22 protein-coding genes are annotated in these 22,311 nt (G+C 66.7%); 13 read left to right on the forward strand and 9 right to left on the reverse strand.

All coding sequences use genetic code 11. The features are described 5' to 3' along the window. Nucleotides 1-95 precede the first annotated feature (95 nt). Nucleotides 96-1,916, reverse strand: a complete 1,821-nt coding sequence (locus ACXJ16_RS14070; RefSeq protein ID WP_463920852.1) for an aminopeptidase P family protein — start codon at nt 1,914-1,916, stop codon at nt 96-98. A 42-nt stretch (nt 1,917-1,958) separates the two neighbouring features. Here ACXJ16_RS14070 and ACXJ16_RS14075 point away from each other — a divergent pair, with 42 nt between their 5' ends. Then, nucleotides 1,959-4,064: a S9 family peptidase gene (locus tag ACXJ16_RS14075; RefSeq protein ID WP_463920853.1), complete on the forward strand. Its 2,106-nt coding sequence runs from the start codon at nt 1,959-1,961 to the stop codon at nt 4,062-4,064. After that, nucleotides 4,061-4,465: an acyl-CoA thioesterase gene (locus ACXJ16_RS14080; RefSeq protein WP_454796335.1), complete on the forward strand. Its 405-nt coding sequence runs from the start codon at nt 4,061-4,063 to the stop codon at nt 4,463-4,465. The genes ACXJ16_RS14075 and ACXJ16_RS14080 overlap by 4 nt, the downstream gene beginning before the upstream one ends. A gap of 56 nt (nt 4,466-4,521) precedes the next feature. Here ACXJ16_RS14080 and ald read toward each other — a convergent pair whose 3' ends face one another. Then, a complete protein-coding gene (gene ald, locus ACXJ16_RS14085) occupies nt 4,522-5,637 on the reverse strand; it encodes an alanine dehydrogenase (protein ID WP_463920854.1) in 1,116 nt (371 codons plus the stop codon). A gap of 137 nt (nt 5,638-5,774) precedes the next feature. Here ald and ACXJ16_RS14090 point away from each other — a divergent pair, with 137 nt between their 5' ends. Beyond that, nucleotides 5,775-6,230 carry an Lrp/AsnC family transcriptional regulator gene (locus ACXJ16_RS14090; protein WP_054442223.1) on the forward strand — a complete coding sequence of 152 codons (456 nt, stop codon included), beginning with the start codon at nt 5,775-5,777 and terminating at the stop codon, nt 6,228-6,230. Between the two features lie 23 nt (nt 6,231-6,253). Here ACXJ16_RS14090 and ACXJ16_RS14095 read toward each other — a convergent pair whose 3' ends face one another. The 4 genes from ACXJ16_RS14095 to ACXJ16_RS14110 form a co-directional block, all read right to left on the reverse strand. Continuing rightward, complete coding sequence (locus ACXJ16_RS14095) at nt 6,254-8,008, reverse strand: cation:proton antiporter domain-containing protein (RefSeq protein ID WP_054442224.1); 1,755 nt, start codon at nt 8,006-8,008, stop codon at nt 6,254-6,256. 124 nt (nt 8,009-8,132) lie between these two features. Next, on the reverse strand, nt 8,133-8,576 hold the full coding sequence (locus ACXJ16_RS14100) for a hypothetical protein (protein WP_463920855.1): 444 nt from the start codon (nt 8,574-8,576) through the stop codon (nt 8,133-8,135). A gap of 5 nt (nt 8,577-8,581) precedes the next feature. Further along, nucleotides 8,582-10,966, reverse strand: a complete 2,385-nt coding sequence (locus ACXJ16_RS14105; protein WP_463920856.1) for an FtsK/SpoIIIE family DNA translocase — start codon at nt 10,964-10,966, stop codon at nt 8,582-8,584. A gap of 67 nt (nt 10,967-11,033) precedes the next feature. After that, on the reverse strand, nt 11,034-11,645 hold the full coding sequence (locus tag ACXJ16_RS14110) for a thiamine phosphate synthase (protein ID WP_463920857.1): 612 nt from the start codon (nt 11,643-11,645) through the stop codon (nt 11,034-11,036). Between ACXJ16_RS14110 and ACXJ16_RS14115 the strand changes: the two genes are divergently transcribed. Then, complete coding sequence (locus tag ACXJ16_RS14115; protein WP_185998443.1) at nt 11,644-12,306, forward strand: YggS family pyridoxal phosphate-dependent enzyme; 663 nt, start codon at nt 11,644-11,646, stop codon at nt 12,304-12,306. The two genes, ACXJ16_RS14110 and ACXJ16_RS14115, sit on opposite strands and share 2 nt — an antisense overlap. A gap of 68 nt (nt 12,307-12,374) precedes the next feature. On the opposite strand, the gene pyk is transcribed toward ACXJ16_RS14115, so the two are convergent. Next, nucleotides 12,375-13,859, reverse strand: coding sequence for a pyruvate kinase (pyk, locus tag ACXJ16_RS14120; protein WP_292635473.1), 1,485 nt, complete (start codon nt 13,857-13,859; stop codon nt 12,375-12,377). A 79-nt stretch (nt 13,860-13,938) separates the two neighbouring features. Between pyk and ACXJ16_RS14125 the strand changes: the two genes are divergently transcribed. Continuing rightward, a complete protein-coding gene (locus ACXJ16_RS14125; protein WP_185998445.1) occupies nt 13,939-14,250 on the forward strand; it encodes a DUF1244 domain-containing protein in 312 nt (103 codons plus the stop codon). 64 nt (nt 14,251-14,314) lie between these two features. Here the strand turns inward: ACXJ16_RS14125 and sugE are convergent, their stop codons facing one another. Beyond that, a complete protein-coding gene (gene sugE / locus ACXJ16_RS14130; protein ID WP_463921800.1) occupies nt 14,315-14,632 on the reverse strand; it encodes a quaternary ammonium compound efflux SMR transporter SugE in 318 nt (105 codons plus the stop codon). Between the two features lie 259 nt (nt 14,633-14,891). On the opposite strand from sugE, the gene ACXJ16_RS14135 reads away from it, so the two are divergent. From ACXJ16_RS14135 to ACXJ16_RS14155, 5 genes are all read left to right on the forward strand, one after another. After that, entirely contained in the window at nt 14,892-15,128 is a 237-nt protein-coding gene (locus ACXJ16_RS14135) for a DUF2312 domain-containing protein (RefSeq protein ID WP_021232392.1), read from the forward strand. Between the two features lie 161 nt (nt 15,129-15,289). Then, on the forward strand, nt 15,290-16,054 hold the full coding sequence (locus tag ACXJ16_RS14140; protein WP_132468669.1) for a YebC/PmpR family DNA-binding transcriptional regulator: 765 nt from the start codon (nt 15,290-15,292) through the stop codon (nt 16,052-16,054). 29 nt (nt 16,055-16,083) lie between these two features. Continuing rightward, nucleotides 16,084-16,608, forward strand: coding sequence for a hypothetical protein (locus ACXJ16_RS14145; protein ID WP_463920858.1), 525 nt, complete (start codon nt 16,084-16,086; stop codon nt 16,606-16,608). A 4-nt stretch (nt 16,609-16,612) separates the two neighbouring features. Then, the gene (ruvC, locus tag ACXJ16_RS14150; protein ID WP_054442230.1) at nt 16,613-17,089 is read left to right on the forward strand and encodes a crossover junction endodeoxyribonuclease RuvC; all 477 of its coding nucleotides are present in this window, start codon (nt 16,613-16,615) and stop codon (nt 17,087-17,089) included. Nucleotides 17,090-17,123: 34 nt separating this feature from the next. Further along, nucleotides 17,124-17,618 (forward strand): nucleoside deaminase, encoded by a 495-nt coding sequence (locus ACXJ16_RS14155; protein ID WP_463920859.1) that lies wholly within the window; start codon nt 17,124-17,126, stop codon nt 17,616-17,618. 4 nt (nt 17,619-17,622) lie between these two features. On the opposite strand, the gene ACXJ16_RS14160 is transcribed toward ACXJ16_RS14155, so the two are convergent. Further along, nucleotides 17,623-19,125, reverse strand: coding sequence for a glycosyltransferase family protein (locus tag ACXJ16_RS14160; RefSeq protein ID WP_463920860.1), 1,503 nt, complete (start codon nt 19,123-19,125; stop codon nt 17,623-17,625). 96 nt (nt 19,126-19,221) lie between these two features. On the opposite strand from ACXJ16_RS14160, the gene ruvA reads away from it, so the two are divergent. From ruvA to ACXJ16_RS14175, 3 genes are all read left to right on the forward strand, one after another. Next, a complete protein-coding gene (gene ruvA, locus ACXJ16_RS14165; RefSeq protein ID WP_463920861.1) occupies nt 19,222-19,830 on the forward strand; it encodes a Holliday junction branch migration protein RuvA in 609 nt (202 codons plus the stop codon). Between the two features lie 225 nt (nt 19,831-20,055). Further along, a complete protein-coding gene (gene ruvB / locus ACXJ16_RS14170) occupies nt 20,056-21,105 on the forward strand; it encodes a Holliday junction branch migration DNA helicase RuvB (RefSeq protein ID WP_054442234.1) in 1,050 nt (349 codons plus the stop codon). 246 nt (nt 21,106-21,351) lie between these two features. Continuing rightward, nucleotides 21,352-22,239 carry a PEP-CTERM sorting domain-containing protein gene (locus ACXJ16_RS14175; RefSeq protein WP_165913178.1) on the forward strand — a complete coding sequence of 296 codons (888 nt, stop codon included), beginning with the start codon at nt 21,352-21,354 and terminating at the stop codon, nt 22,237-22,239. The last annotated feature ends 72 nt before the right edge of the window (nt 22,240-22,311 follow it).

A 22,311-nucleotide genomic window follows, 5' to 3' on the forward strand; every position in this document is an offset into this window, starting at 1 on the left:
CAATCCAGTTGCCGGGAGGATGCTACGCCTGAGCCGCAAGGCTCACAATATCGGAAGCAGCCGCACCGCAACGGCTCCGTATCGATGCGGCGGTATCAGAGCGGAAGGCACTGCTCTTCGAGCCAGACCTTCACTTCGCCGTCAAGCTGCGGGCCGATCACGTCGAGCACCCTGGCGTGATAGGCGTTCCACCAGGCCGTCTCGTCCGCCGAGAGCAGGGAGGTGTCCACCATGCGGCGGTCGATCGGCACCAGCGTCAGCGTTTCGAAGCCGAAGTATTCGCCGTCCGAACCGGCGAACCGGCGCGGTTCGACGAGGATTAGGTTCTCGATGCGGATGCCGTACTCGCCCGCCTTGTAGTAGCCCGGCTCGTCGCTGAGGATCATCCCCGCGAGCAGTTCCTGCGACGTGCCGGCCTGTCCGCCGGCCGGCTTGCCGATGCGCTGCGGGCCTTCATGGACGGAAAGGAAGCTGCCCACGCCGTGGCCGGTGCCGTGGGCGTAGTCGAGACCGACCTGCCACAGGAACTGGCGGGCAAGCGCATCGAGCTGGCCGCCGTTGGTGCCCTTGGGGAACACGGCGCGGTCGATGGCGATGGTGCCCTTGAGCACGCGGGTGAAGCGGTCCTTCACTTCGGCGAGGGGTTCGCCGGTGCCGATCCATACGGTGCGGGTGATGTCGGTGGTGCCGTAAGGGTACTGACCGCCCGAATCGACGAGATAGACGCTTTCGGGAAGCAGGGTCAGGCTCGATTCCTCGGAGACGCGGTAGTGCGGGCTGGCCGCGTTCGGGCCGGCGCCCGAAATCGTGTCAAACGAGAGATCGCGCAAGTCGCCGCATTCGCGGCGGAAGGCGTGGAGGCGGTCGGACGCGCTCATCTCGGTCACTTCGCCCTTGGGGCCTTCGACCGACAGCCAGTGCAGGAAGCGGGTGACGGCCACGCCGTCGATCGCCTGCGCCTGCCGGTGGCCCTGCCGTTCGACCGGGTTCTTCACGGCCTTGGGCAGGATCGTGGGATCGCGTTCCTCGACGATCGTGGCGCCCGCGGCACGCAGGGTCTCGAACACGGCGGCCACGGCATTGTCGGGATCGACCGCGACACGCTTGCCGGCCAGGGTGCCGAGGCCGGAAATGAAAGCGTCGCGCGGCTGGATGCGCACGGCATTGCCAAGGTGCTGGCGAAGCTGCGGCGTCACCTTCTCGTCGGCGATGTAGAGATCGGCGGTGCCGTCGGCATGGGCGACGACGTAGGACAGCGCCACCGGGGTCCGCTCCACGTCGGTGCCGCGCAGGTTGAGCAGCCAGGCAATCGAATCCAGCGCCGAAATCACGGTGGCGTCGAGGCCGCGCGCGGTCAGCCATTCGGAGACGGCGGCGCGCTTGGCCTTGCTCGCTTCGCCGGCGAGCCCATCGTCATGGACGAGCGCGGGGGCAGGCGAGGGTGCGGGCTGGTCTTCCCACACCGCGTCGATCGGGTTGCCGTCCACCGCGACAAGGGTGCCGCCCACAGCGGCGAGCGCGGCCTGCGCCGCTTCCACCCACTTCGATCCGTGCAGCCAGGCGTCGTAGCCGATCCTGGCGCCCTTGGGGGCATATTGCCCCAGCCAGCGCGCGGGGCTGGTCTGCGGCACGCTTTCATAGGCGTAGAACCGGCCGTCCACCTGATCGCGCACCTGAAGGGTGTAGCGACCGTCCACGAACATGGCGGCGGCGGGCGACAGCGCGGGATCGGTCAGCACCACGGCGCTGCCGGCCGAGCCGCCGAAGCCGGTGAGCCAGGCAAGGCGCTGCGCATAGGCGCCGACATATTCGCTCATGTGCTCATCCGAGATCGGAATCACGAAGCCATCGAGGCCGCGCGATTTCAGTTCGCCGCGCAGGGCATCGAGGCGCGCTTCATGGGTATTCATCAACATGGAAAAGGTATCCGGCTTGCGGGGGTCATGGTGCGATCATAGATGGAGGTCATGGCAGATTCCACCCAGACCCTTTCCGGTCCTCCACAGGCGGCGAAGAAGCCGCATTCCTTCACTCACCATGGCCTTGCCGTCGAAGACGACTACGCCTGGCTGCGCGACGCCGGTTATCCCGAAGTTACCGACAAGGCCGTTCTGGAGCACCTCGAAGCGGAAAACCGCTGGTTCGAGTCGCGCATGGCGGATCGTCAGGGCAAGATCGACGCGCTGTTCAAGGAAATGCGCGCGCGCATCAAGGAAGCCGACAAGTCGGTGCCGCAGAAGGACGGCGACTGGCTCTACTGGATCGAATTCGAGGAAGGCGCCGAATACAAGAAGTGGTGGCGCCGCCCCGTCGGCGCGACCGATGACGGCAGCGCCGACGAACTGATCCTCGACGAAGTGGCGCTGGCCGAGGGCAAGGAGTATTTCAACCTCGGCGCGATCTCCACCAGCAACGACGGCAAGCTGCTTGCCTATTCGGTGGACGACAACGGCTCCGAGCGCTTCACCGTCCACGTCAAGGTGCTGGCGACCGGCGAATTGCTGGCGGACGAGATTCCCGGCACGCTGTCCGGTCTCGTCTGGGTCGCGGGCGACAAGGGCCTCGTCTATTCGCTCGCCAACGAACAGTGGCGCACCGACAATGCCCGCCTGCACTGGCTGGGTCAGCCGCTGGAAGAGGACGTCGAACTCTATCACGAGGACGACGAGGGCTTCCGCGTCGGTTCGTCGCTCTCGTCGAACGAGAAGTGGCTGCTGATCGGCACCAGCGACCATGAGACCAGCGAATGCCGCATGGTCCTCGCCAGCGATCCGCTGGGCGAGCAGATTCTGGTGAAGCCGCGCCAGAAGGGCGTGGAATACGATGTCGATGAGCGCGACGGCGTGCTCTACATCCACACCAACGACACCCACGAGAACTTCCGCTTCGCCACCGCGCCGCTGGACAATCCCGGCGAATGGACCACGCTGATCGAGGGCACCGACGCGTTCTACCTCACCGGCGCCGACCTGTTCCGCGACTTCTACGTGACCGAAGGCCGCAAGCTGGTGGGCCACGGCGCCGGGCTCGACCAGATCGAGGTCCGCTACTACGACGATCCCGCCCGCGTGGAGCCAATCACCTTCCCCGAGGCGAGCTATTCGGCAGGCCTTTCGAACAATCCCGAATGGCACATGGACGTGCTGCGCCTGACCTACGAATCGATGGTCAGCCCTTCGTCGGTCATCGACTACGACGTGGCGGCGCGCACGATGGAAGTGCTCAAGGTCCAGGAAATCCCCTCGGGCTACGATGCCTCGCTCTATGCGACGGAACGGCTGGAAATCGCGGCGCGGGACGGCACGCCGATCCCGGTCTCGATCGTCTACCGCCGCGACAGGACGGGTGCGGGGCCGCTGCACCTCTACGGCTACGGCGCCTATGGCATCTCGATCGATCCCGGCTTCTCGACCACGCGGCTCAGCCTGGTCGATCGCGGCTTCGCTTATGCCATCGCCCATATCCGCGGCGGCGACGATCTGGGCCGCGCCTGGTACAAGGCGGGCAAGCTGGAGAAGCGGAACAATACCTTCAACGACTTCGTGGATGTGGCCAGGGGCCTGATCGCGCGCGGCTTCACCGAGGCGGGCAGGATCTCGATCTCGGGCGGATCGGCGGGCGGCGAGCTGATGGGCGCGGTGGTCAACTCCGATCCCGAACTGTTCGGCGCGGTGGTGGCGCATGTGCCCTTCGTGGACGTGCTCAGCACCATGCTCGACGATACCCTGCCGCTGACGCCGGGCGAATGGCCGGAATGGGGCAATCCCATCGAGGACAAGGCCGCCTTCGAGCTGATCCGCAGCTACTCGCCCTACGATCAGGTCAAGGCCCAGGCCTATCCGCCGCTCATGGTGACGGCCGGCCTCAACGACCCGCGGGTGACGTACTGGGAACCCGCCAAGTGGGTGGCGAAGCTGCGCGAACTGAAGACCGACGATAACGAGCTGATCCTCAAGACCAACATGGGCGCGGGCCACGGCGGCAAGTCCGGCCGGTTCGAGAGCCTGAAGGAAACGGCGGAGGAGTTCGCCTTCATCCTCTGGCAACTCGGCGTTACCGAGTGAAGCCGCCCTTCACCCTGACCTTCACGGCGCAGGCCCATGACATCGACGTCATGGGCCACGTCAACAATGCGGTCTGGGTGCGGTGGATGGAGGCCATGGCCACGGCGCACTGGGAAGCGGTGGCCCTGCCCGATCATCAGGCGAGATACGCCTGGGTCGTGACCCGGCACGAGATCGACTATCGCGGCAATATCCGCGAGGGCGAGAGCGTGACCGGGGAAACCTTCATCCCCGAAGGCCCGACCGGCGCGCGGTTCGTGCGCCGGGTGGATTTCCGCAATGCGGCGGGCAGGGTGCTCGTTTCCGCGAAGACGACCTGGGCCATGATAGAGATCGCCTCGCAGCGCCTGATGCGGGTGCCGCCGGAAGTGGCCGCGCCGTTCTGGGACGGGGCCGGATAACCATCCCTATCGTCACCCTGAAGCGAATTCAGGGTGACGATCTTCTTCGCGCAAACTCAGCCCAGCACGTCGCCGACCGGCGTGTAATCGTAGCCCAGCTCTGTCGCGACAGCCTCGAAGGTCACTTTCCCGGCGTGGACGTTCAGCCCGTTCGCAAGGTGGGGGTCCGCCTTGAGCGCTGCCTTCCAGCCCAGGTTGGCGATCGCCAGCGCATGGGGCAGGGTGACGTTGTTGAGCGCATAAGTGCTGGTGCGGGCCACCGCGCCGGGCATGTTGGCGACGCAATAGTGGACGACCCCGTCCACCACGAAAGTCGGATCGGCATGGGTGGTGGCATGGCTCGTCTCGAAGCAGCCGCCCTGGTCGATGGCGACATCCACCAGTACCGCGCCGGGCTTCATGGTGCCCAGCATCTCGCGCGTTACCAGCTTGGGCGCGGCGGCGCCGGGAATCAGCACGGCGCCGATCACGAGATCGGCCTCGGCCACGCTCTCGGCAAGGTTGGCGGTGCTGGAGAAGCGGGTCTTGGCGCGCGCCTCGAAGTGGATGCCGAGCCGTTCGAGCACGTCGGGGCTGCGGTCGAGGATGGTCACGTCGGCGCCGAGGCCCACCGCCATCTGCGCGGCATTGAAGCCGACCACGCCGCCGCCGATCACCGCCACCTTGCCCGGCATCACGCCGGGAACGCCGCCCAGCAGCACGCCGCGTCCGCCATGGGCCTTTTCCAGCGCGGTGGCGCCGGCCTGGATCGACATGCGCCCCGCGACCTGGCTCATCGGCTTGAGCAGCGGAAGCTGGCCGCCGGGGCCGGTCACGGTCTCGTAAGCGATCGCGGTGACGCCGGACTTCACCAGATCGGCGGTCTGCTCGGGATCGGGCGCGAGGTGGAGGTAGGTGTAGAGGATCTGGCCTTCGCGAAGCATGGCGCGTTCGCCCGCTTGCGGTTCCTTGACCTTCACGACCATTTCGCAGCCTTCGAAGACTTCGCTCGCCGATGCCACGATCTTCGCGCCCTGACGGGTATAATCGGCGTCGCTGGCGCCGATGCCGAGGCCCGCGCCGCTTTCCACCCAGACTTCGTGCCCGTGCGCCACGAGTTCGCAGGCGCTCTCCGGCGTCAGGCCGACGCGGTATTCGTGGTTCTTGATTTCCCTGACGGTACCGACACGCATGTTTTCCACTCCGGCAAAATTCTCTCCTGCCCGTGAGATACACCCGGCACCCTGCAATGTTTCACCGAATTGGGGCTTGTCAGAAAGAAGAACAGGAATATTTCCCACTCTTGAAACAAACGACAAGAGAATTTTCCATGGACCGGGCGGACCGCGCACTTCTTGGTGCGTTGCAGGCAGACTCCTCGCGCTCGATCGCCGAACTGGCCGCGCTGGTGAATCTCTCGCCGTCTGCCTGCCATCGCCGTATCCGCGCGCTGGAGGAGCAGGGTCTGATCCTGGGATATGCCGCAAGGGTGGATGCCAGGCGGCTCGGGCTTGCCGTGGAGGTCTTCGTGGAGATCACGCTGACCAGCCAGACCCGCGAAGCGATGGAGCGCTTCGAACGCGCGGTGGGGGATTTCGAGGATATCCTCGAATGCCACCTCATGTCGGGCGCGGCGGATTACCAGTTGCGCGTCGCCGCCGCCGACCTCGATCATTACGACCGCATCCACCGGGACTGCCTGGCGCGGCTGCCGGGGGTTTCCTCGATGCGGACCAGCTTCTCGCTGCGGCGGATCAAGCGCTTCGAAGGCTATGCGGTGCCCTGACCGCCGCCGGTGGCCGATCGCCTTCAGTGAGCGTCGCGCAGATCCTGGGTGAGGATGCGGTCACGGGCGGCGCGCAGATCGCCGGTCTCGTACTGGATCGACAGGCGCTCCTTGTCGCTGGAGCGATAGGTATTCTCGGCAATGTCGATCTGTTCGAGGGACAGGCCGAGCACTTCCAGCGCCTCGCGGCCCATGACCACGGCCGATTCCATCACTTCGCGGACCATGAAGGTGACGGGTGCGTCCTTCAGGCGGATCATCGCGCGGCGGTCGTAGACGCGGGCGACGATGCGGGCATCCGGGAAAGCCTCGTGGACGTTGAGGAGGAAGCTTTCCGAAAGCTGGTCGCCGTCGATGCAGAACACGATCATCTGCGCATGGCCCGCGCCTGCCTGCCGCAGCAGGTCGATACGGGTGCCGTCGCCGAACCAGACTTTCGCGCCGAAGCCGCTGGCCACGTCGATCATCTCGATATCGGTGTCGATCAGCGTCACCTGGATGTCGGCGGCGATCATCACTTGCGCCACGGTCTGGCCGAAGCGGCCGTAACCGACGACCAATGCGCTGGCACCGTCCTTGCGCGGGCCTTCGCGGGTTTCCTTGCTGACGGGCATTTCGCGGATGCGCGCGGTGGCCATCATCAGGAACGGGGTGGTGATCATGGACAGGGTGACGATGGCGCTGAACAGGCTGGCCGCCTGCGGCTCGATCAGCCAGGCGTTCTGGGCCTGGGCGAAGAGCACGAAGCCGAATTCGCCGCCCTGGCTCAGCAGCAGGCCAAGCGCCAGCGCGCTGCGCCAGTTCATCCTGAACAGCAGGCCGAGGCCGAAGATCACCGAGGCCTTCACCGCGATCAATGCCACCGCCATGGCGGCGACGAACATCGGCCGCTCGGCAATGGCCGAAAGGTCCAGCATCATGCCCACCGACATGAAGAACAGGCCGAGCAGGATCGAGCGGAACGGCTCCACGTCCGCTTCCAGTTCGTGGCGATAGGGGGTATCGGCCAGCATGACCCCGGCGATGAAGGCCCCCAGCGCGGTCGACAGGCCGAGCGACTGCATCAGCGCGGCCGAGGCGATCACCGTGAACAGCGCGGCGAAGACGAACATCTCGCGCTCGCCCAGGTTGCCGATCAGGCGGAACAGCGGCCGGATCACGAAGCGCCCGGCCAGGATGAGCCCGGCGATGGCGGCCAGCGTCTCCAGCACCAGGATCCAGCCCGGAGGGCCTTCCGGCAGGTGCGGGTTGCGGTTCATCGCCGCGATGATGGTGATGAGCGGGATGATCGAGAGGTCCTGGAACAGCAGGACCGCGAACGAACGCTCGCCGAACGGGGTGTTGAGGCGTCCGGCGCTCTGGAGCATCGGCAGGACCTGTGCCGTGGAGGACAGGCCGAGCGGCAGGCCCAGCGCCAGCGATGCGGCGACGCTGAACCCGGTCGAATAGAAGATCACCGCCGAAACCGCGAGGCCGCACAGGGTCACTTGCAGGAAGCCGAGCCCGAAGATCTCGCTGCGCATCCGCCACAGCCGCCGCGGCGCCAGTTCGAGGCCGACGATGAACAGCAGCAGCGTGATCCCCAGTTCCGCGATCCCCAGCTTGTTCTCGGCATCGCCGACGAGGCCGAAGGCATAGGGCCCGAGAATGGCCCCCGCGAGCAGGTAGCCCAGGGTGGCGCCAAGGCCGAGGCGGCGGAACAGCAGGACGAAGGCAAGCGCCGTTCCGAGCAGCAGGAAGCCGTCGTTCAGCAGGAATGCCTGAGTATGATCTTCCATCGGGGCCTTTCGGGCGGGAAGCGGAAAAAGCGGGGCGCGAAGGGGTTACTTAGAACCTCGCAGCGCAGCGCGTAACCCTCGATGGAGGGGGCCGGAGAAGTTTGGCCGAATTTATCCGCGCCGCCTAGCGGGGCAATATTCCCGTACAGACGTACTTCAGCACCAGCCCGTCCTCGCCTGCCCACTGTACCGCGGAAACCGCCGGGCTGGCGTCGCTCCAGTCCCGCAGGACGGCGCCGTTCGGCTGGACGATCCGCCAGTGATAGGACAGCACCCGGCCGTTCGCGCAGTCCACCGCGCGGTCGGCGTAGAGCATGGTGCCTTGCGGATAGCCGCCACCGGCGCGCAGCAGCACCTGCACCTGCTGGAACTGCCGCCCGATCATGCCGCTCCTCACGCTCAGCTTGTCCACATAGACCCTGCGGCCGAGCATGTTCTCCACATTCGGCACGAAGAGGCGCTGCCACTGCGCGGTCGCGGCGGCGAGCGTCGGCGCCGCGATCAGGCTCAGGCTCAGGGATGCCAGGACGGGAAGCACGGCCAGAAGCGGAAGGTGCGGCCTATTCATCGCGATCAGAGCGGGCTGCCGTTTTCGTCGCGATAGATGTCGCGGCGGCCGACGTGGTTGGCGGGGCCGACGTAACCGTCCTGCTCCATGCGTTCGACCCACTTGGCGGCAGTGTTGTAGCCCACGCCCATCTGGCGCTGGAGCCACGAGACCGACACCTTCTGGTTCTCGAACACGAGCTGGCAGACCTGACGGTACTTGCGCTCTTCCGGTGCATCCGAAGCGGTGGCGTCGAGGTCGTCGAAGCCGAAGGAGCCTTCTTCCGGCTCTTCGGTGACGGCATCGACGTAATCCGGCTTGCCCTGTCCGCGCCAGTGGTCGGCAACGTGTTCGACTTCCTCGTCCGAGACGAAGGGGCCGTGGACGCGCTTGATCGGGTCGGTGCTGGGTTTGTAGAGCATGTCGCCCTTGCCCAGCAGCTGCTCGGCGCCCTGTTCGCCCAGGATGGTGCGGCTGTCGATGCGGCTGGTGACGGCGAAGGAGATGCGGGTCGGCAGGTTGGCCTTGATGACGCCGGTGATGACGTCGACCGAGGGGCGCTGGGTCGCCATGATGAGGTGGATGCCCGCGGCGCGGCTCTTCTGGCTGAGGCGCTGGATCAGCACTTCGATTTCCTTGCCGACGGTGACCATGAGGTCTGCCAGTTCGTCGACGATGAGGACGATCTGCGGCAGCGCCTCGTAGTCGAGCTGGCGGTCCTCGTAGAGTTCCTCGCCGGTCTCGGGATCGAAGCCGATCTGGATGCGGCGGCCCAGCGGCTTGCCCTTGGCGGCGGCGGTGCGGACCTTCTCGTTGAAGCTGGCGAGGTTGCGCACGCTGATCTCGCTCATCTGGCGGTAGCGGCGCTCCATTTCCTCCACCGCCCACTTCAGCGCGCGCACGGCCTTGGGCGGTTCGGTGACGACGGGCGAGAGCAGGTGCGGGATGTCGTCGTAGCTCTTGAGTTCCAGCACCTTGGGATCGACGAGGATCAGGCGGCACTGCGCCGGGGTCAGGCGGTAGAGCAGCGAGAGCAGGATCGCGTTGAGGCCGACCGACTTACCCGAACCGGTCGTACCGGCGACGAGCAAGTGCGGCATCGTCGCAAGGTCGGCGACCACGGGTTCGCCGGCGATGTCCTTGCCCAGGATGATCGGCAGCATGCCCTTGTGATTGGCGAAGGCCTCGGAGGCGACCATCTCCTTGAACGAGACCATCTGGCGGTCGGCGTTGGGCAGTTCGATGCCCATGACGGTGCGCCCCGGAATCGAGGAGACGCGCGCCGAGATCGCGCTCATGTTGCGGGCGATATCGTCGGCCAGGCCGATCACGCGGCTGGCCTTGATGCCGGGTGCAGGCTCCAGTTCGTACATGGTGACGACGGGGCCGGTGCGCACGGCCGTGATCTCGCCCTTGACGTTGAAGTCGTCGAGCACGGTTTCCAGCAGGCGCGCGTTGCGTTCGAGGCTGAGCTTGTCGACCTTGGGCTGCGAATTGGGCGGCGGGTCGGCCAGCAGGTCGAGACCCGGCAGCGCGTACTTGTCGAACATGTCCTTCTGGCGGTTGCCGAGGGTGAGCTGCGCAGGGGTGGCGCTGGCCTTGGGGTCGCTGATCTCCGGGGCCTTGCGCGGCTTTTCCGAAGGACCGTCGATCCCGGCGGGCGCTTCCGCGCGGGCGGCGGCGCGGGGCTTGTCTTCCGCCGTTTCGCGCAGTTCCGCCTTCTTCGCGGCAGCGGCCGGAGCGGGGCCATCCTCTCGCGCACGGCCGATGCGGCCGGGAAGGGTCAGCAGGCGTACCCAGTCGAACGCGAAGACCTGCCCGATCAGCGCCACGCCCGCCAGCGCGCAGAGCAGCGCCAGAACGAGCGTGATCCAGCCCTGCACGGCCGCCGGCGTGAAGGCGGAGATCGAATTGATGGCCTTGGCGCCGAGCAGGCCGGTGATGCCGCCCATCGAGGCGGGAAGGACGCCGCCGGGCTCGGTGAACAGCAGCGACATGACGGTGGCGATCAGCATCATGGCGATCGCCAGCACCGCCACCGGGCGCCACCAGCGCTGGTTCGAATGCTCGATCTCGTTGTCGTCCTCCTCGACCAGCAGCCAGAGCTTGCGGGCGAAGACGTAAAGCAGGGGAATGAACAGCGCCGCGACCGGGCCGAACAGCACCAGCGCGCGCTCCGCCACCCAGGCGCCGACCGATCCCATCCAGTTCTGCGCCGGGCCGCCTGCCGCCGTGGAGGCGGAGGGGTCCGTCTGGTGATAGCTCACCAGCGCAAGGGCGAGGAACGCCATCGCCGCGAACAGCGCCAGCGCGCCGCTCAACTCGGAGGCGCGGCGCAGAGAACGCTTCATGACGGCGCGCCAGTTCGGCTTGGCGATTCGCCGTCCGGGCGCGAGGGGCCGTGTGGCCATTGGAAATTCCCCCTGGAAATCGGGCCTTGGTAGCGCCCTGGATAATGCGCTCTGGCGGGACTCGCCGTCAAGAATGGATCGGGAACACCCTTGTGGGTGATCGGGCAAGGCCCTGAATCGCGGCCCATTTTCGCGTCGGCAGATGGCGTGCCCGATGCCCGGTCATGCCGCCAAGCGCAATCACCGTAACGCCGGAACGTGCGGCGAGAAGGTGGAAACGCACCGGGCCGAGCGTGCCTGCGCCGGGGTGGGAGCGGGTGGGAAACACCGGCGAGAGCAACACGGCATCGGCGCGGGCGCGGCGGGCTTCGGCGATTTCGCGCAGGGAATGGACGGTGACGAGGCGCAAGGTCGCGGGGCCGGGGGCGAGCTTTCCGGCCGCTCCGTAGGCGCCGTCCGCCCGCCATTCCCGCGCCTGCCGGGCGGTGCCGGACAGGACCACGCGGTGCCCGAAGCGCCGCGCGGCGCGGGCAAGCGCCTCGAACTGCGCCCGGCGATCGGCCGGCGCGAGGTGATAGTGCCGGTAGATCAGGCCCGATCCGCGCGGAAGTCGGGCAAGGGCGTGCTCCAGCCCGCGATCGTTGCGGGCATCGCTTACCAGCCAAATGTCGGGAAGCGGCGATCTGGAAGGACGAGGCATCTGGCGGTTCGGCACGATGGCGCTATAGCAGCGCGCCATGGATCAGCCAGCATCTCCGCTCGAAGACATTCGCGCCCGCATCGCGCAAGCCGCGCATATCGCCGGCCGCGAGCCCGCGTCGATCGAACTCGTCGCCATTTCCAAGACTCACCCGGCCGAGGCCATCGCGCCCCTGATCGCACAGGGCCAGCGCGTGTTCGGTGAGAACCGCGTGCAGGAAGCGGAGGCCAAGTGGCCCGCCCTGCGCGAGGCGCACCCCGACCTGCGGCTCCACCTCGTCGGCCAGCTTCAGTCGAACAAGGCGGAAGACGCGCTGGCGCTGTTCGACTGCATCCACTCGGTCGACCGGCCGTCGCTGGTTTCGGCGCTGGGCAAGGCGATGGACAAGGCCGGGCGGCAGGTTCCCTGTTTCGTGCAGGTCAACATCGGCGCGGAAGAGCAGAAGGGCGGCTGCGCGATTGCCGAGGTGCCCGCGCTGCTGGCCGCCGCGCGCGAGGCGCAGATTCCCGTTGCGGGCCTGATGTGCGTGCCGCCGTTCGGCATCGAGGCGGCGCCGTTCTTCGCGCTGCTCGCCAAGATCGCGGCGGACAACGGCGTCTCGCAGCTCTCGATGGGCATGAGCGACGATTTCGAGGTCGCGGTCATGCTTGGCGCCACGCATGTGCGGGTCGGCAGCGCGCTGTTCGGCGCGCGGGACTGATCGAAATCTTCCCGACTTGTCCCGGATCGAGTCCGGGACAAGTCGGGTTCATTCCTCGGCCGTCACTTTCAGTTCGGCGAATCCAGCTCGTTGCCGGTCAGCGTCACGACGTGCAGCAGGTTGGTCGAGCCCGGGGTGCCGAAGGGCACGCCCGCCAGCGCCACCAGGCGCGTGCCGGCGGCGCCGAAGCCGTGGCGCAGGGCCATGCGCTTGCCCTTGGCGATCATTTCCTCGAAGCTGCCGATATCCTTGGTGGTCACCGTATGGGCGCCCCACAGCAGCGCGAGGCGGCGGGCGGTCTTCATCGAGGGGGTCAGCACCAGCATCGGCGCACCGGGACGCTCGCGTGCGACGCGGCGGGCCGAACCGCCCGAGCCGGTGAAGACGATGATGCCTTCGATCGGCAGGGTGTCGGCGATGGTGGCGCAGGATGCCGAGAGCGCGTCTGCCGTGGTGGCATCGGGCGGGGTCTGGGCGAGGTGGATGCGTTCGCGGTAGGTGGAATCGGTTTCCACCTTCACGGCGATGCGGTCCATGATGGTCACGGCTTCGACCGGCCACTGGCCTGCCGCCGTCTCGGCCGAGAGCATGACCGCATCGGCACCGTCATAGACGGCGTTGGCGACGTCGGACACTTCGGCGCGGGTGGGCGAGGGGCTGGTGATCATCGATTCCAGCATCTGCGTGGCCACCACCACCGGCTTGCCGATGGCGCGGGTCTTGGCGATGATGTGCTTCTGGATCGGGGGCACTTCCTCGGGCAGCAGTTCCACGCCGAGATCGCCACGGGCGACCATGATGCCGTCCGAAAGCTCGATGATACCGTCGATCGCGTCGACCGCTGCCGGCTTCTCGATCTTCGACATGAGCGCACAGGCCCCGCCGATCAGGCGGCGAGCCTCGGCCACGTCTTCGGGACGCTGGACGAAGGAGAGCCCGATCCAGTCCGCGCCCTGCTCCACCGAGAAAGCGAGGTCGCGGCGGTCCTTGTCGGTCAGCGCCGGGACCGGGACGATGGCGTCAGGCACGTTCACGCCCTTGCGATCCGAGATGTAGCCGCCGACTTCGGCGGTGCACAGGATCGAATCGGCTTCCGGCTTGATGACCACGAGGCGCAGCTTGCCGTCGTCGATCAGCAGGCGCTGGCCCTTCTGGAGGATGCCGAACAGTTCGGGATGGGGCAGGCAGACGCGGTTCTCGTCACCCGGAGTGGGATCGCGGTCCAGCGTGAAGTGCGCGCCGTGGCGCAGGAAGACCTTGCCTTCCGCGAAAGTGCCGACGCGCAGCTTGGGGCCCTGGAGGTCGCACAGGATGGAGACCGGGCGCATCAGGTCCTTTTCGACCGCGCGGATGTTGGCGATGGTTTCGCGGTGGGTTTCATGGTCGCCATGGCTCATGTTGACGCGGAAGGCGTCGGCGCCGGCCTTGAGCAGCTTGGCGATCGTCTCCTTGTCGCGGCTGGCAGGCCCCAGCGTGGCGAGAATCTTCACCTTGCGCTGGCGCTTGATGCCGCGATGGTGCGGCGAACGGCGAAACGGAGGGGTGGTGGCCAAAATCTGTCTGCCTCTCTTTCGATATTTCGGCGACATATGGCAAAGGCGGCATGACAAACCAAGGACGATTGGCAGAAATATGAACGGAAACGACCAGATCGACCAGCTTGACGACGCCGTGGCCGCCGCCGCGTTCCGTCGCCTCGTGCGCCACCTCCAGAACCGCCACGATGCGCAGAACATCGACCTGATGGGATTGGCCGGATTCTGTCGCAACTGCCTGGCCGACTGGATCGTCGATGCCGGGTTCGCGGGCGACAGGGCCGCCGCCCGCGAAGTGATCCACGGCATGCCGTTCGGGGAATGGAAGCAGGCCTACCAGACCGAGGCGACGCCGGAGCAGATCGCGCGGATGGAAGAAAGCGTGAAGAAGAACGCCCCGGGGCACTGATCCTTCGGCCGTCGGCGATCCTGTGGCCCGGTTCGCCGGGTCGACGCCCGCGCGGTTGCGTCGATCAGGAACTCGCGCGCTTCATGAGCACGAGCCCGGCGAGGATCAGTCCGGCAGCGGCAAGGCGCATGACGCTCAGCGTTTCTCCGAGGAGCACGATCCCCACCGCGAAAGCGCCCAGAGCGCCGATGCCCGTCCACACCATGTAGGCGGTGCCGAGCGGCAGCACCCGCATCGCCCAGGAAAGCAGGCCGAAGCTGGCGAGCATCGCGGCGAGCGTGACGATGCTGGGCCACAGCCGGGTGAAGCCGTGGGACTGTTTCATGGCCGAAGCCCAGACGACTTCGAACAGACCGGCAATGACAAGAACGATCCAGGGCATGGCAGTGGGCATCGGCAACCTCCAAAAAGTGGCTGCCGGGCCGTCCCGGACTTGAATCCTTCAGGGCCGAAGCCGCTGAAAGCCGGGAACGTTGTCACCGTTTACGCTGCTTAGCCAAGGGGGCGGGCAGAGGCAACCGGGGCACTTTTCCCGCTCTACGCACAGGATTTCCACAGGGGGCGCCTTTGCCCGAATCCGGTGCAGCCGCTATCAGCCGCCGCCAAACCGATTCACGATTTTTTCTGGAGCACCAATACCGATGGCCGAAACCACCGACGATCGCCTGCGTCTGCTGATCGAGCGCGTCGAGCGCCTCGAAGAGGAAAAGAAGGGCATTTCGGACGACATCCGCGACGTCTACAACGAAGGCAAGGCAGTCGGCTACGACGTCAAGATCATGCGCCAGATCGTCCGCATCCGTAAGATGAAGCCGGACGACCGCCGCGAGATGGACATGCTGCTCGATACCTACAAGACGGCTCTCGGCATCGACTGATCGCCTGAAAAGGCAAGGTTGCTTTCCGTTGTGCGGGTCCGGCGAATTTTCGGCCGGGCCCGCGCAGGACGCTTGCGTTCCAGCGGGGCGGTTGCCCTCTGCCCTGCGCCTGTTGTAAGGGCGCCCATCCTTTCGACAGAACAACGAATACGGCGGACCCAATGGCAGGCCATTCCAAATTCAAGAACATCATGCACCGCAAGGGCGCGCAGGACAAGAAGCGCTCGGCGCAGTTCAGCAAGCTCAGCCGTGAAATCACCGTTGCGGCCAAGATGGGCATGCCCGATCCGGACATGAACCCGCGCCTGCGCGCCGCCGTCAACGCGGCCAAGGCGCAGTCGATGCCCAAGGACAACATCCAGCGCGCGATCGACAAGGCCAGCAAGGGCGATGCCGAGAACTACGAGGAAGTGCGCTACGAGGGTTACGGCCCCGGCGGCGTCGCCCTCATCGTCGAGGCGCTGACCGACAACCGCAACCGCACCGCCACCAACGTGCGCACCGCTTTCTCCAAGAACGGCGGCAATCTTGGTGCTTCGGGCGCGGTTTCGCACGGTTTCGAGCGTCTCGGCCTGATCGAGTATCCCGCCAGCGTGGGTGACGAGGACAAGGTCCTCGAAGCCGCCATCGAAGCCGGCGCCGACGATGTCGAGAGCGACATGGGCGATGGCGACGAGAATCCCGGCAGCCACCAGATCTGGGTCTCGGTCGATTCGCTTCACGAAGTCGCCCGCGAGCTGGAAAAGGTCCTTGGCGAAGCCGAGGGCGTGAAGCTGGCGTGGAAGCCCAACCTCACCGTCGATGTCGACGCCGACACCGCCGGCACGCTGATGAAGCTGGTCGACACTCTCGAAGACGACGACGACGTCCAGACCGTCTGGGGCAATTACGAAATCTCGGACGAAGTCATGGAGAAGCTGGGCTGATCCAGCTTCCCGTAGCGTCCGTTTTCCCGGTGATCGCGGTAGCGGCACTGGGGGGCGCGTGCCTGGCGCTTTCGCCTGCCGGGCCGGCGGTCGCGGACAGCGGCGCGCCAGTGGCCAGCCACTGCGTGCCGGGCGAGCGGGTGCTCTACTCCTGCGCGTTCCCGCGCGGAGTGGGGTCGCTCTGCTCCGACGGCGAGACCGTGCATTATCGCTACGGCCCGCGCGGAAAGGCGGAGATCGACCTTGCCGGCCTGCCGGACTGGTCGAACGTGCGCGTCGGCGACGTGCGCGGGCAGGGCAACGGCTATGAACGGCATGTCCGCATCAGCCGCGGCCGCTTCCATTACGTCGTGTTCGAAGGGATGAACGGCGAACTGAGCGAGAGCCCGGGGCGGGCCTATTCGGGCATCGCCGTGCTGGAAGGCGCGCGCGGTGAACGCGAACTCACCACCCTGTCGTGCCCCGGACGGTCCGCGCACGACCTTTCCGCTCCCCTCCTCCAGGAACGCGCCGAAGCGGAGGAGCCGAACAGCCCCTTCGACATGTGGTACTGAGGCGATGATCATCATCGGGCTCGACCCGGGGCTGACCTGCACCGGCTGGGGCATCGTCGCCAAGAGCGGCAGCCGGCTCAGCCATATCGCAAACGGCCAGATCCGCACGGACGCCAAGGCCGGAATGGCCGAACGGCTGGTCGAACTCGATGCCGCGCTCACTGACGTGATCCTGCATCACCGTCCGGATTCGGGCGCGGTGGAGGAGGTCTTCGTCAACGTGAACCCGCAATCGACGCTCAAGCTCGGCCAGGCGCGCGGCGTTGCCATGCTCAGCCTTGCGCGGGCCGGAATGCCGGTGGCGGAATATTCCACCAAGGTCATCAAGAAGGCGCTCGTCGGCACCGGTGGGGCGGACAAGAAGCAGATCCAGCATATGCTCAAGGTCCTGCTGCCCGGCGTGACGCTGGCGGGCGAGGATGCCTCGGACGCGCTGGCGGTGGCCATCACGCATGCCAACATGCTCGGCAGCCATCGCTGACGGAACCGGCAGGGGGCAGCGCCGTTGCCTCTTCATGGACAGTACCGACGAGAACTGGATGCGCGAGGCCCTGCGTCTTGCGGTGGAGCGAAAGGGCACCGACCCGTCGCACACCCCGATCGCCGCGCTGGTCGTGCTGGGGGACCGCCTCGTCGCCTCGGGCGTCAATCGTACCGCCGAATGCTGCGATGCCACCGCCCACGCCGAGATCGAAGCCTTCCGCGCCGCTGGCAAGGTGATGGGCGACATGCGCATCGAAGGCGCCACGCTCTATTCCACGCTCCAACCCTGCGGCATGTGCACCATGGCCGCGATCTGGGCAGGGGTTAGCCGCATCGTCCATGGCGCGGGGCGCGGCGATGTCCATCCGATGTACTTCGAGGATCGCCACCTCTCGACGCTCGATTTCGTGGCGGACGCCTACAAGGACGACCTGACGCTGAGAGGCGGCGTACTCGCGCAGGATTGCGCCGCGCTTTATTACCGGCCGTGGGACGATGTGCCCGAGGACCGGCAGGCGAACCTTTAAGCGCCTAGAGCCCCGCCCGCTCGATCGAGCTCTGGAGATTGTACACCGGGTCCGGCGTGCAGCTTCCCGGGCGAAGGTAGAGGCAGGGCTGCTCCTTCGGAAGTTGCCGGCAGGCGATCTTCTCGTACCCTTCCGCCCCTCGCGGGCGTTCGCTTCCCGCCAGCAGGGCATTGGCCGCCCGGGCAAGCCCCGGCGGAAGCGGTTTGCGCCCCTCCTGCACGCCCTTGGGCGCCACCGAGATCGGCAGGTCGCGGGGCAGGATCGAAGGCACCACGTAGAGATAGTAGGATTCGGCTACGGCAAGCCGGCAGACGCGCGGGTCCTGCGCGGCTGCTATCGCCAGTTCGCTCAGTCCGCCGCCTCCGCGCATCGATCGGTAGCCGCCGGTCGTCGCGAAGGAGGCGAAGCTGAGCAGCGCCCAGATCGCCATGGTCGCCGCCAGTGGAAGCGTATCGCGTCGACCGGCCGTCCGGTTTCTCAGCAGCCAGTCCACCAGCGTCAGAGAGCCGATGCCCGCGATCGTCAGGGTGCCGAGCGTGGCGATCCAGACGAAGCGGTATTCCTTGTGCGCGATCAGGCTGTGCGCGGCCACGGTGAGCGTGGCAGCGAGAAGCAGCGGGGCATATCGCCGCGCTGCCGGAACCACGGCAATCACGGCGAACAGCAACGGTGCGGCGCCGAAATGGCGATAGAATTCGAACAGGTATTCAAGCGGCCCGCTGGTTCCGAAGCCCGCCGCCTTGCCCTCGCCGATGTTCTTGGTGAGGTTGGCGATCACCCAGCCGAACGGCACGGCGCCGCGCGCAAGATCGCTTGCCGCGCCGATTGCCAGCGCCGCGATGCCGCCGATCGCCAGCGGTTTCCACCGCCTGACGTCGGCGAACAGGGCTGAAAGGGCGAGCACCGCCACGAAAGGTGCGAACTGGAAACGGACGAGCAGGCCGATGCCGAGCAGGAAGCCGCTGCCGGTGATCGCCGCGCGGCCGGCGGCGCTGTCCAGGAGCGGAGCGGCGGCAAGCAGGATCAGGGCCGCGGCAAGACTTTCCGACAGCAGCAGGTCGGAGAACAGCACGCTCTGCCACCATGTCGCCACGACGAACATCGCGACCAGCGCATGGCGGCGGGACGTCAGCGCGCCCAGTCGCCACGCGGCGGGAAGGGCCAGCAGCGTCAGCACGGCATAGCAGATCCGCGCGGCGTACATCGGCGCGAGAGTGCCCGGCGCCAGCCTGTGGGCGATCCACATCGGCAGGCAGAGAAGCTGCGGGATCAGTTCGTTGCGGATGCCGAAGCGCGTTTCCCACGGCAGCAGCCCATGCCCGGTGGCGAGCCGGTTGGCCTGTTCGAGATACTGCGCCAGTTCGTCGGGATGGAGCAGGTCAAGCGGGGCGAAGGCCAGCGCCCTCAGCACCAGCGCAAGGATCAGCACGCCGCCTGTGACCAGCCACCCCGTTTGCCGGTTCCGGTTGCGCGTTCCGGCTGCGCCCTGCTGTCCGCTCTGCCCCATGCCTGCGTGCTAGCCGAGCGGCTGTGCCAAGTCATCCAGAGCCTTGGCGCTTTTCGCCCTTCCTTGGCCATCCGCGCTATGCCATAGGAACAAACCATGATCGCCAAGCTTACAGGTCTGCTCGACGACACCGGCCCCGACTGGGCGATTATCGACGTCAACGGCGTTGGTTATCTCGTCCATTGTTCGGCGCGCACGCTCGACCATCTCGGCATCCGGGGCGACAAGGTCGTGGTCCATACCGAGATGCAGGTCTCGGAAACCGACCAGCGCCTGATCGGCTTCACCAGCGGGGCGGAACGCAACTGGTTCCGCCTGCTGACGGCGGTGCAGGGCGTCGGTTCTAAAGTGGCGCTGGCGATCCTCTCGGCGCTGACCACCGAGGAACTGCAGCGCGCCTGTGCCGGCGGCGACAGCGCCATGGTCGCGCGCGCCAACGGCGTCGGCCCGAAGCTGGCCAGCCGCATCGTCAACGAACTCAAGGACAAGGCGGGCGGCATGCCCACCGTGCCCGGAGCGCCGGGCCATGCGGCGGTGGCGGCACCTGCCGGATTTTCCAGCGCAGATGCCGTTTCCGCACTCCAGAACCTCGGCTTCAAGCCCGCAATCGCCGCGATGGCGGTCGGCAAGGCGGTGGAGGAACTGGGCGAGGATGCCGGGCTCAACGACCTTGTCCGCGTCGCGCTGAAGAAGGCGGCGGGGTGAACAAGGTTTTCGTCCCGCCCCAATGTCATCCTGAACTTGCGTCAGCGGCCTTGTCGCCGCGTGCTCCGGAACCGGCGCGGTGTTGAGGCGCCGGTATCTGATTGTGTCGGCGCTCGCGCTTGCCGCCGCGGCCGGTTATCTGTTTATCCGCAATGACCTTGCCATCGACCATTGTTTGGACGGGGGCGGAGCGTGGGATTACACGAAGAAGGTTTGCCGTTTTCAATGACCGATAATCCCATCCTTACCTCCGCTCGCCAGCCCGAGGACGTCGATGCGGCGCTGCGGCCCAAGACGCTTGCCGAATTCGTCGGGCAGGCTGCGGCGAAGGACAATCTTCGTGTCTTCATCGAAAGCGCCAAGTCGCGCCGCGAGGCGATGGACCATGTGCTGTTCTTCGGGCCTCCGGGCCTCGGCAAGACCACGCTGGCGCAGATCGTCGCGCGCGAACTGGGCGTGGGTTTCCGCGCCACCAGCGGCCCGGTGATCGCCAAGGCGGGTGACCTTGCCGCGCTGCTGACCAATCTCGAACACGGCGACGTGCTGTTCATCGACGAGATCCACCGCCTCAATCCGGTGGTCGAGGAAGTGCTCTACCCGGCGATGGAGGACCGTGCGCTCGATCTCATGATCGGCGAAGGCCCTTCGGCGCGCTCGGTGCGGATCGACCTGCCGCCCTTCACGCTGGTCGGTGCGACGACGCGTCAGGGCCTGCTCCAGACGCCGCTGCGCGATCGTTTCGGCATTCCGGTGCGTCTCCAGTTCTACACTGTGGAGGAACTGGAAAAGGTCGTGACCCGCGGCGCCGGGCTGCTGGGCATCGGCATCGACAAGGGCGGCGCGACCGAGATCGCCCGCCGCGCGCGCGGCACCCCGCGCGTCGCAGGCCGCCTGATGCGCCGCGTGCGCGATTTCGCCCATGTCGCGGGCAGCGATATCATCACTCACGAAATCGCCGATGACGCGCTGACGCGGCTGGAAGTCGATTCCATCGGCCTCGATGCGCAGGATCGCCGCTACCTGCGGATGATCGCCGGTATCTACAAGGGCGGCCCGGTGGGTGTGGAGACACTGGCGGCGGGCCTGTCCGAGCCGCGCGACACGATCGAGGAAGTGATCGAGCCCTACCTGATCCAGCTCGGCCTCGTCGCGCGGACCGCGCGCGGGCGCTGCCTGAACGACATGGGCTGGCAGCATCTGGGCATGACGCCGCCGCAATCCGGAGGCCCGCAGGGCCCCATTCCGGGCGGACTTTTCGATTCGGAAGGCGATTGAGGGAAAGGCGATTTCCGCCAGAAAACTGTCGGTTGTGTTTACAGACCTGTCTTTCGATAGTCCCGCTTCGGCACAGGTTGTGCGTTACATCGGAAAACTAACGCGATTTCCCGCTACGGGACTGTCGAAACTCGGTTAACGGCATTGTTCCGTTAACCGCTCTCTGCGCTTGTTGATGGCAAGTCGGTTCAAGTGGTGTCGGTCGCAGTCGCACACGAGCCGAGCAGAACGAAGAGAGAGACGATCATGTCGGTTCGGATGGCCTTGGCGAAACTGTCTGCCTGTGCGGCGGGCTGCGCTATCATTGGCGGCGGCGCCGTCCATGTCGCCGAGACTCAGAAGAGCGGTGTCGAGTATCGCAAGCTGAAGTCGGCGAAGGTCGCGAAAGTGGCGAAGGTCGAGCGTCCGGCCAGGCGCCTCGTGCGCAAGGAGCCGGAACGCACCACCAGGCGCATGCGCCGCATCGTCAAGCGGACCTGCTGCGACCAGCCGCAAGTGGCCATGGTGCCGCTGCCCCCGCCCTACATTCCGCCCGCCCCGCCGCCGAGCTACGCCGGCGGCAGCGGCGGCGCGCCGGTCGTGATCGGCGGCGGCGGAGGCGGTTTCGGCGGTGGTTTCTTCGGCGGCTTCTTCGGCGGCGGCGGTGGTTCTAGCGGCGGCAACGTCATCATCAGCTCGACCAGCAGCGGTGGTTCCACCTCCAGTTCATCGTCCACCGGCGGACTGACGACCACGACGACCGGCGGATCGACGTCTTCCTCTTCCTCGACCGGCGGTCTCACGACCACCACGACCACGGGGGGGCTGACCACCACCACAACAACGGGCGGCATCACCTCGACGACGACCTCGTCCAGTTCCGGCGATGTTTCGACCAGCACGAGTTCCTCCACCTCGTCGTCCAGTTCCACCTCCTCGTCCAGTTCAACGTCGTCGTCGACGAGCAGTTCGAGTTCGACCTCGACATCGTCGGGCTCGACCGGCTCGTCAGGTTCGACCACCACTTCGACCGGCGGAGATGGTTCGCCGCCTGGACCGCCGACCGACGTTCCGGCACCGCCGATGCTGATCCTGTTCGGCGCGGCGGCGGCAGCGGTGATCGGTCGGCAGCGGCTGGCCCGCCGCAAGACCTGAGTTTCCCACCACCGGGGGAAGCAGGAAGGGCGGCGCCTCGGCGCCGCCCTTTTTCGTGTCCGGTCATGTCGC

This window comes from Novosphingobium sp. TK71 (genome assembly GCF_055361505.1).

Coding starts and splice junctions, on each gene's coding strand:
- ACXJ16_RS14070 (WP_463920852.1), bottom strand. CDS start 1,916: ATGTTGATGAATACCCATGAAGCGCGCCTCGATGCCCTGCGCGGCGAA.
- ACXJ16_RS14075 (WP_463920853.1), top strand. CDS start 1,959: ATGGAGGTCATGGCAGATTCCACCCAGACCCTTTCCGGTCCTCCACAG.
- ald (WP_463920854.1), bottom strand. CDS start 5,637: ATGCGTGTCGGTACCGTCAGGGAAATCAAGAACCACGAATACCGCGTC.
- ACXJ16_RS14090 (WP_054442223.1), top strand. CDS start 5,775: ATGGACCGGGCGGACCGCGCACTTCTTGGTGCGTTGCAGGCAGACTCC.
- ACXJ16_RS14095 (WP_054442224.1), bottom strand. CDS start 8,008: ATGGAAGATCATACTCAGGCATTCCTGCTGAACGACGGCTTCCTGCTG.
- ACXJ16_RS14100 (WP_463920855.1), bottom strand. CDS start 8,576: ATGAATAGGCCGCACCTTCCGCTTCTGGCCGTGCTTCCCGTCCTGGCA.
- ACXJ16_RS14105 (WP_463920856.1), bottom strand. CDS start 10,966: ATGGCCACACGGCCCCTCGCGCCCGGACGGCGAATCGCCAAGCCGAAC.
- ACXJ16_RS14115 (WP_185998443.1), top strand. CDS start 11,644: ATGGATCAGCCAGCATCTCCGCTCGAAGACATTCGCGCCCGCATCGCG.
- ACXJ16_RS14110 (WP_463920857.1), bottom strand. CDS start 11,645: ATGGCGCGCTGCTATAGCGCCATCGTGCCGAACCGCCAGATGCCTCGT.
- ACXJ16_RS14125 (WP_185998445.1), top strand. CDS start 13,939: ATGAACGGAAACGACCAGATCGACCAGCTTGACGACGCCGTGGCCGCC.
- sugE (WP_463921800.1), bottom strand. CDS start 14,632: ATGCCCTGGATCGTTCTTGTCATTGCCGGTCTGTTCGAAGTCGTCTGG.
- ACXJ16_RS14135 (WP_021232392.1), top strand. CDS start 14,892: ATGGCCGAAACCACCGACGATCGCCTGCGTCTGCTGATCGAGCGCGTC.
- ACXJ16_RS14140 (WP_132468669.1), top strand. CDS start 15,290: ATGGCAGGCCATTCCAAATTCAAGAACATCATGCACCGCAAGGGCGCG.
- ruvC (WP_054442230.1), top strand. CDS start 16,613: ATGATCATCATCGGGCTCGACCCGGGGCTGACCTGCACCGGCTGGGGC.
- ACXJ16_RS14155 (WP_463920859.1), top strand. CDS start 17,124: ATGGACAGTACCGACGAGAACTGGATGCGCGAGGCCCTGCGTCTTGCG.
- ACXJ16_RS14160 (WP_463920860.1), bottom strand. CDS start 19,125: ATGGGGCAGAGCGGACAGCAGGGCGCAGCCGGAACGCGCAACCGGAAC.
- ruvA (WP_463920861.1), top strand. CDS start 19,222: ATGATCGCCAAGCTTACAGGTCTGCTCGACGACACCGGCCCCGACTGG.
- ruvB (WP_054442234.1), top strand. CDS start 20,056: ATGACCGATAATCCCATCCTTACCTCCGCTCGCCAGCCCGAGGACGTC.
- ACXJ16_RS14175 (WP_165913178.1), top strand. CDS start 21,352: ATGTCGGTTCGGATGGCCTTGGCGAAACTGTCTGCCTGTGCGGCGGGC.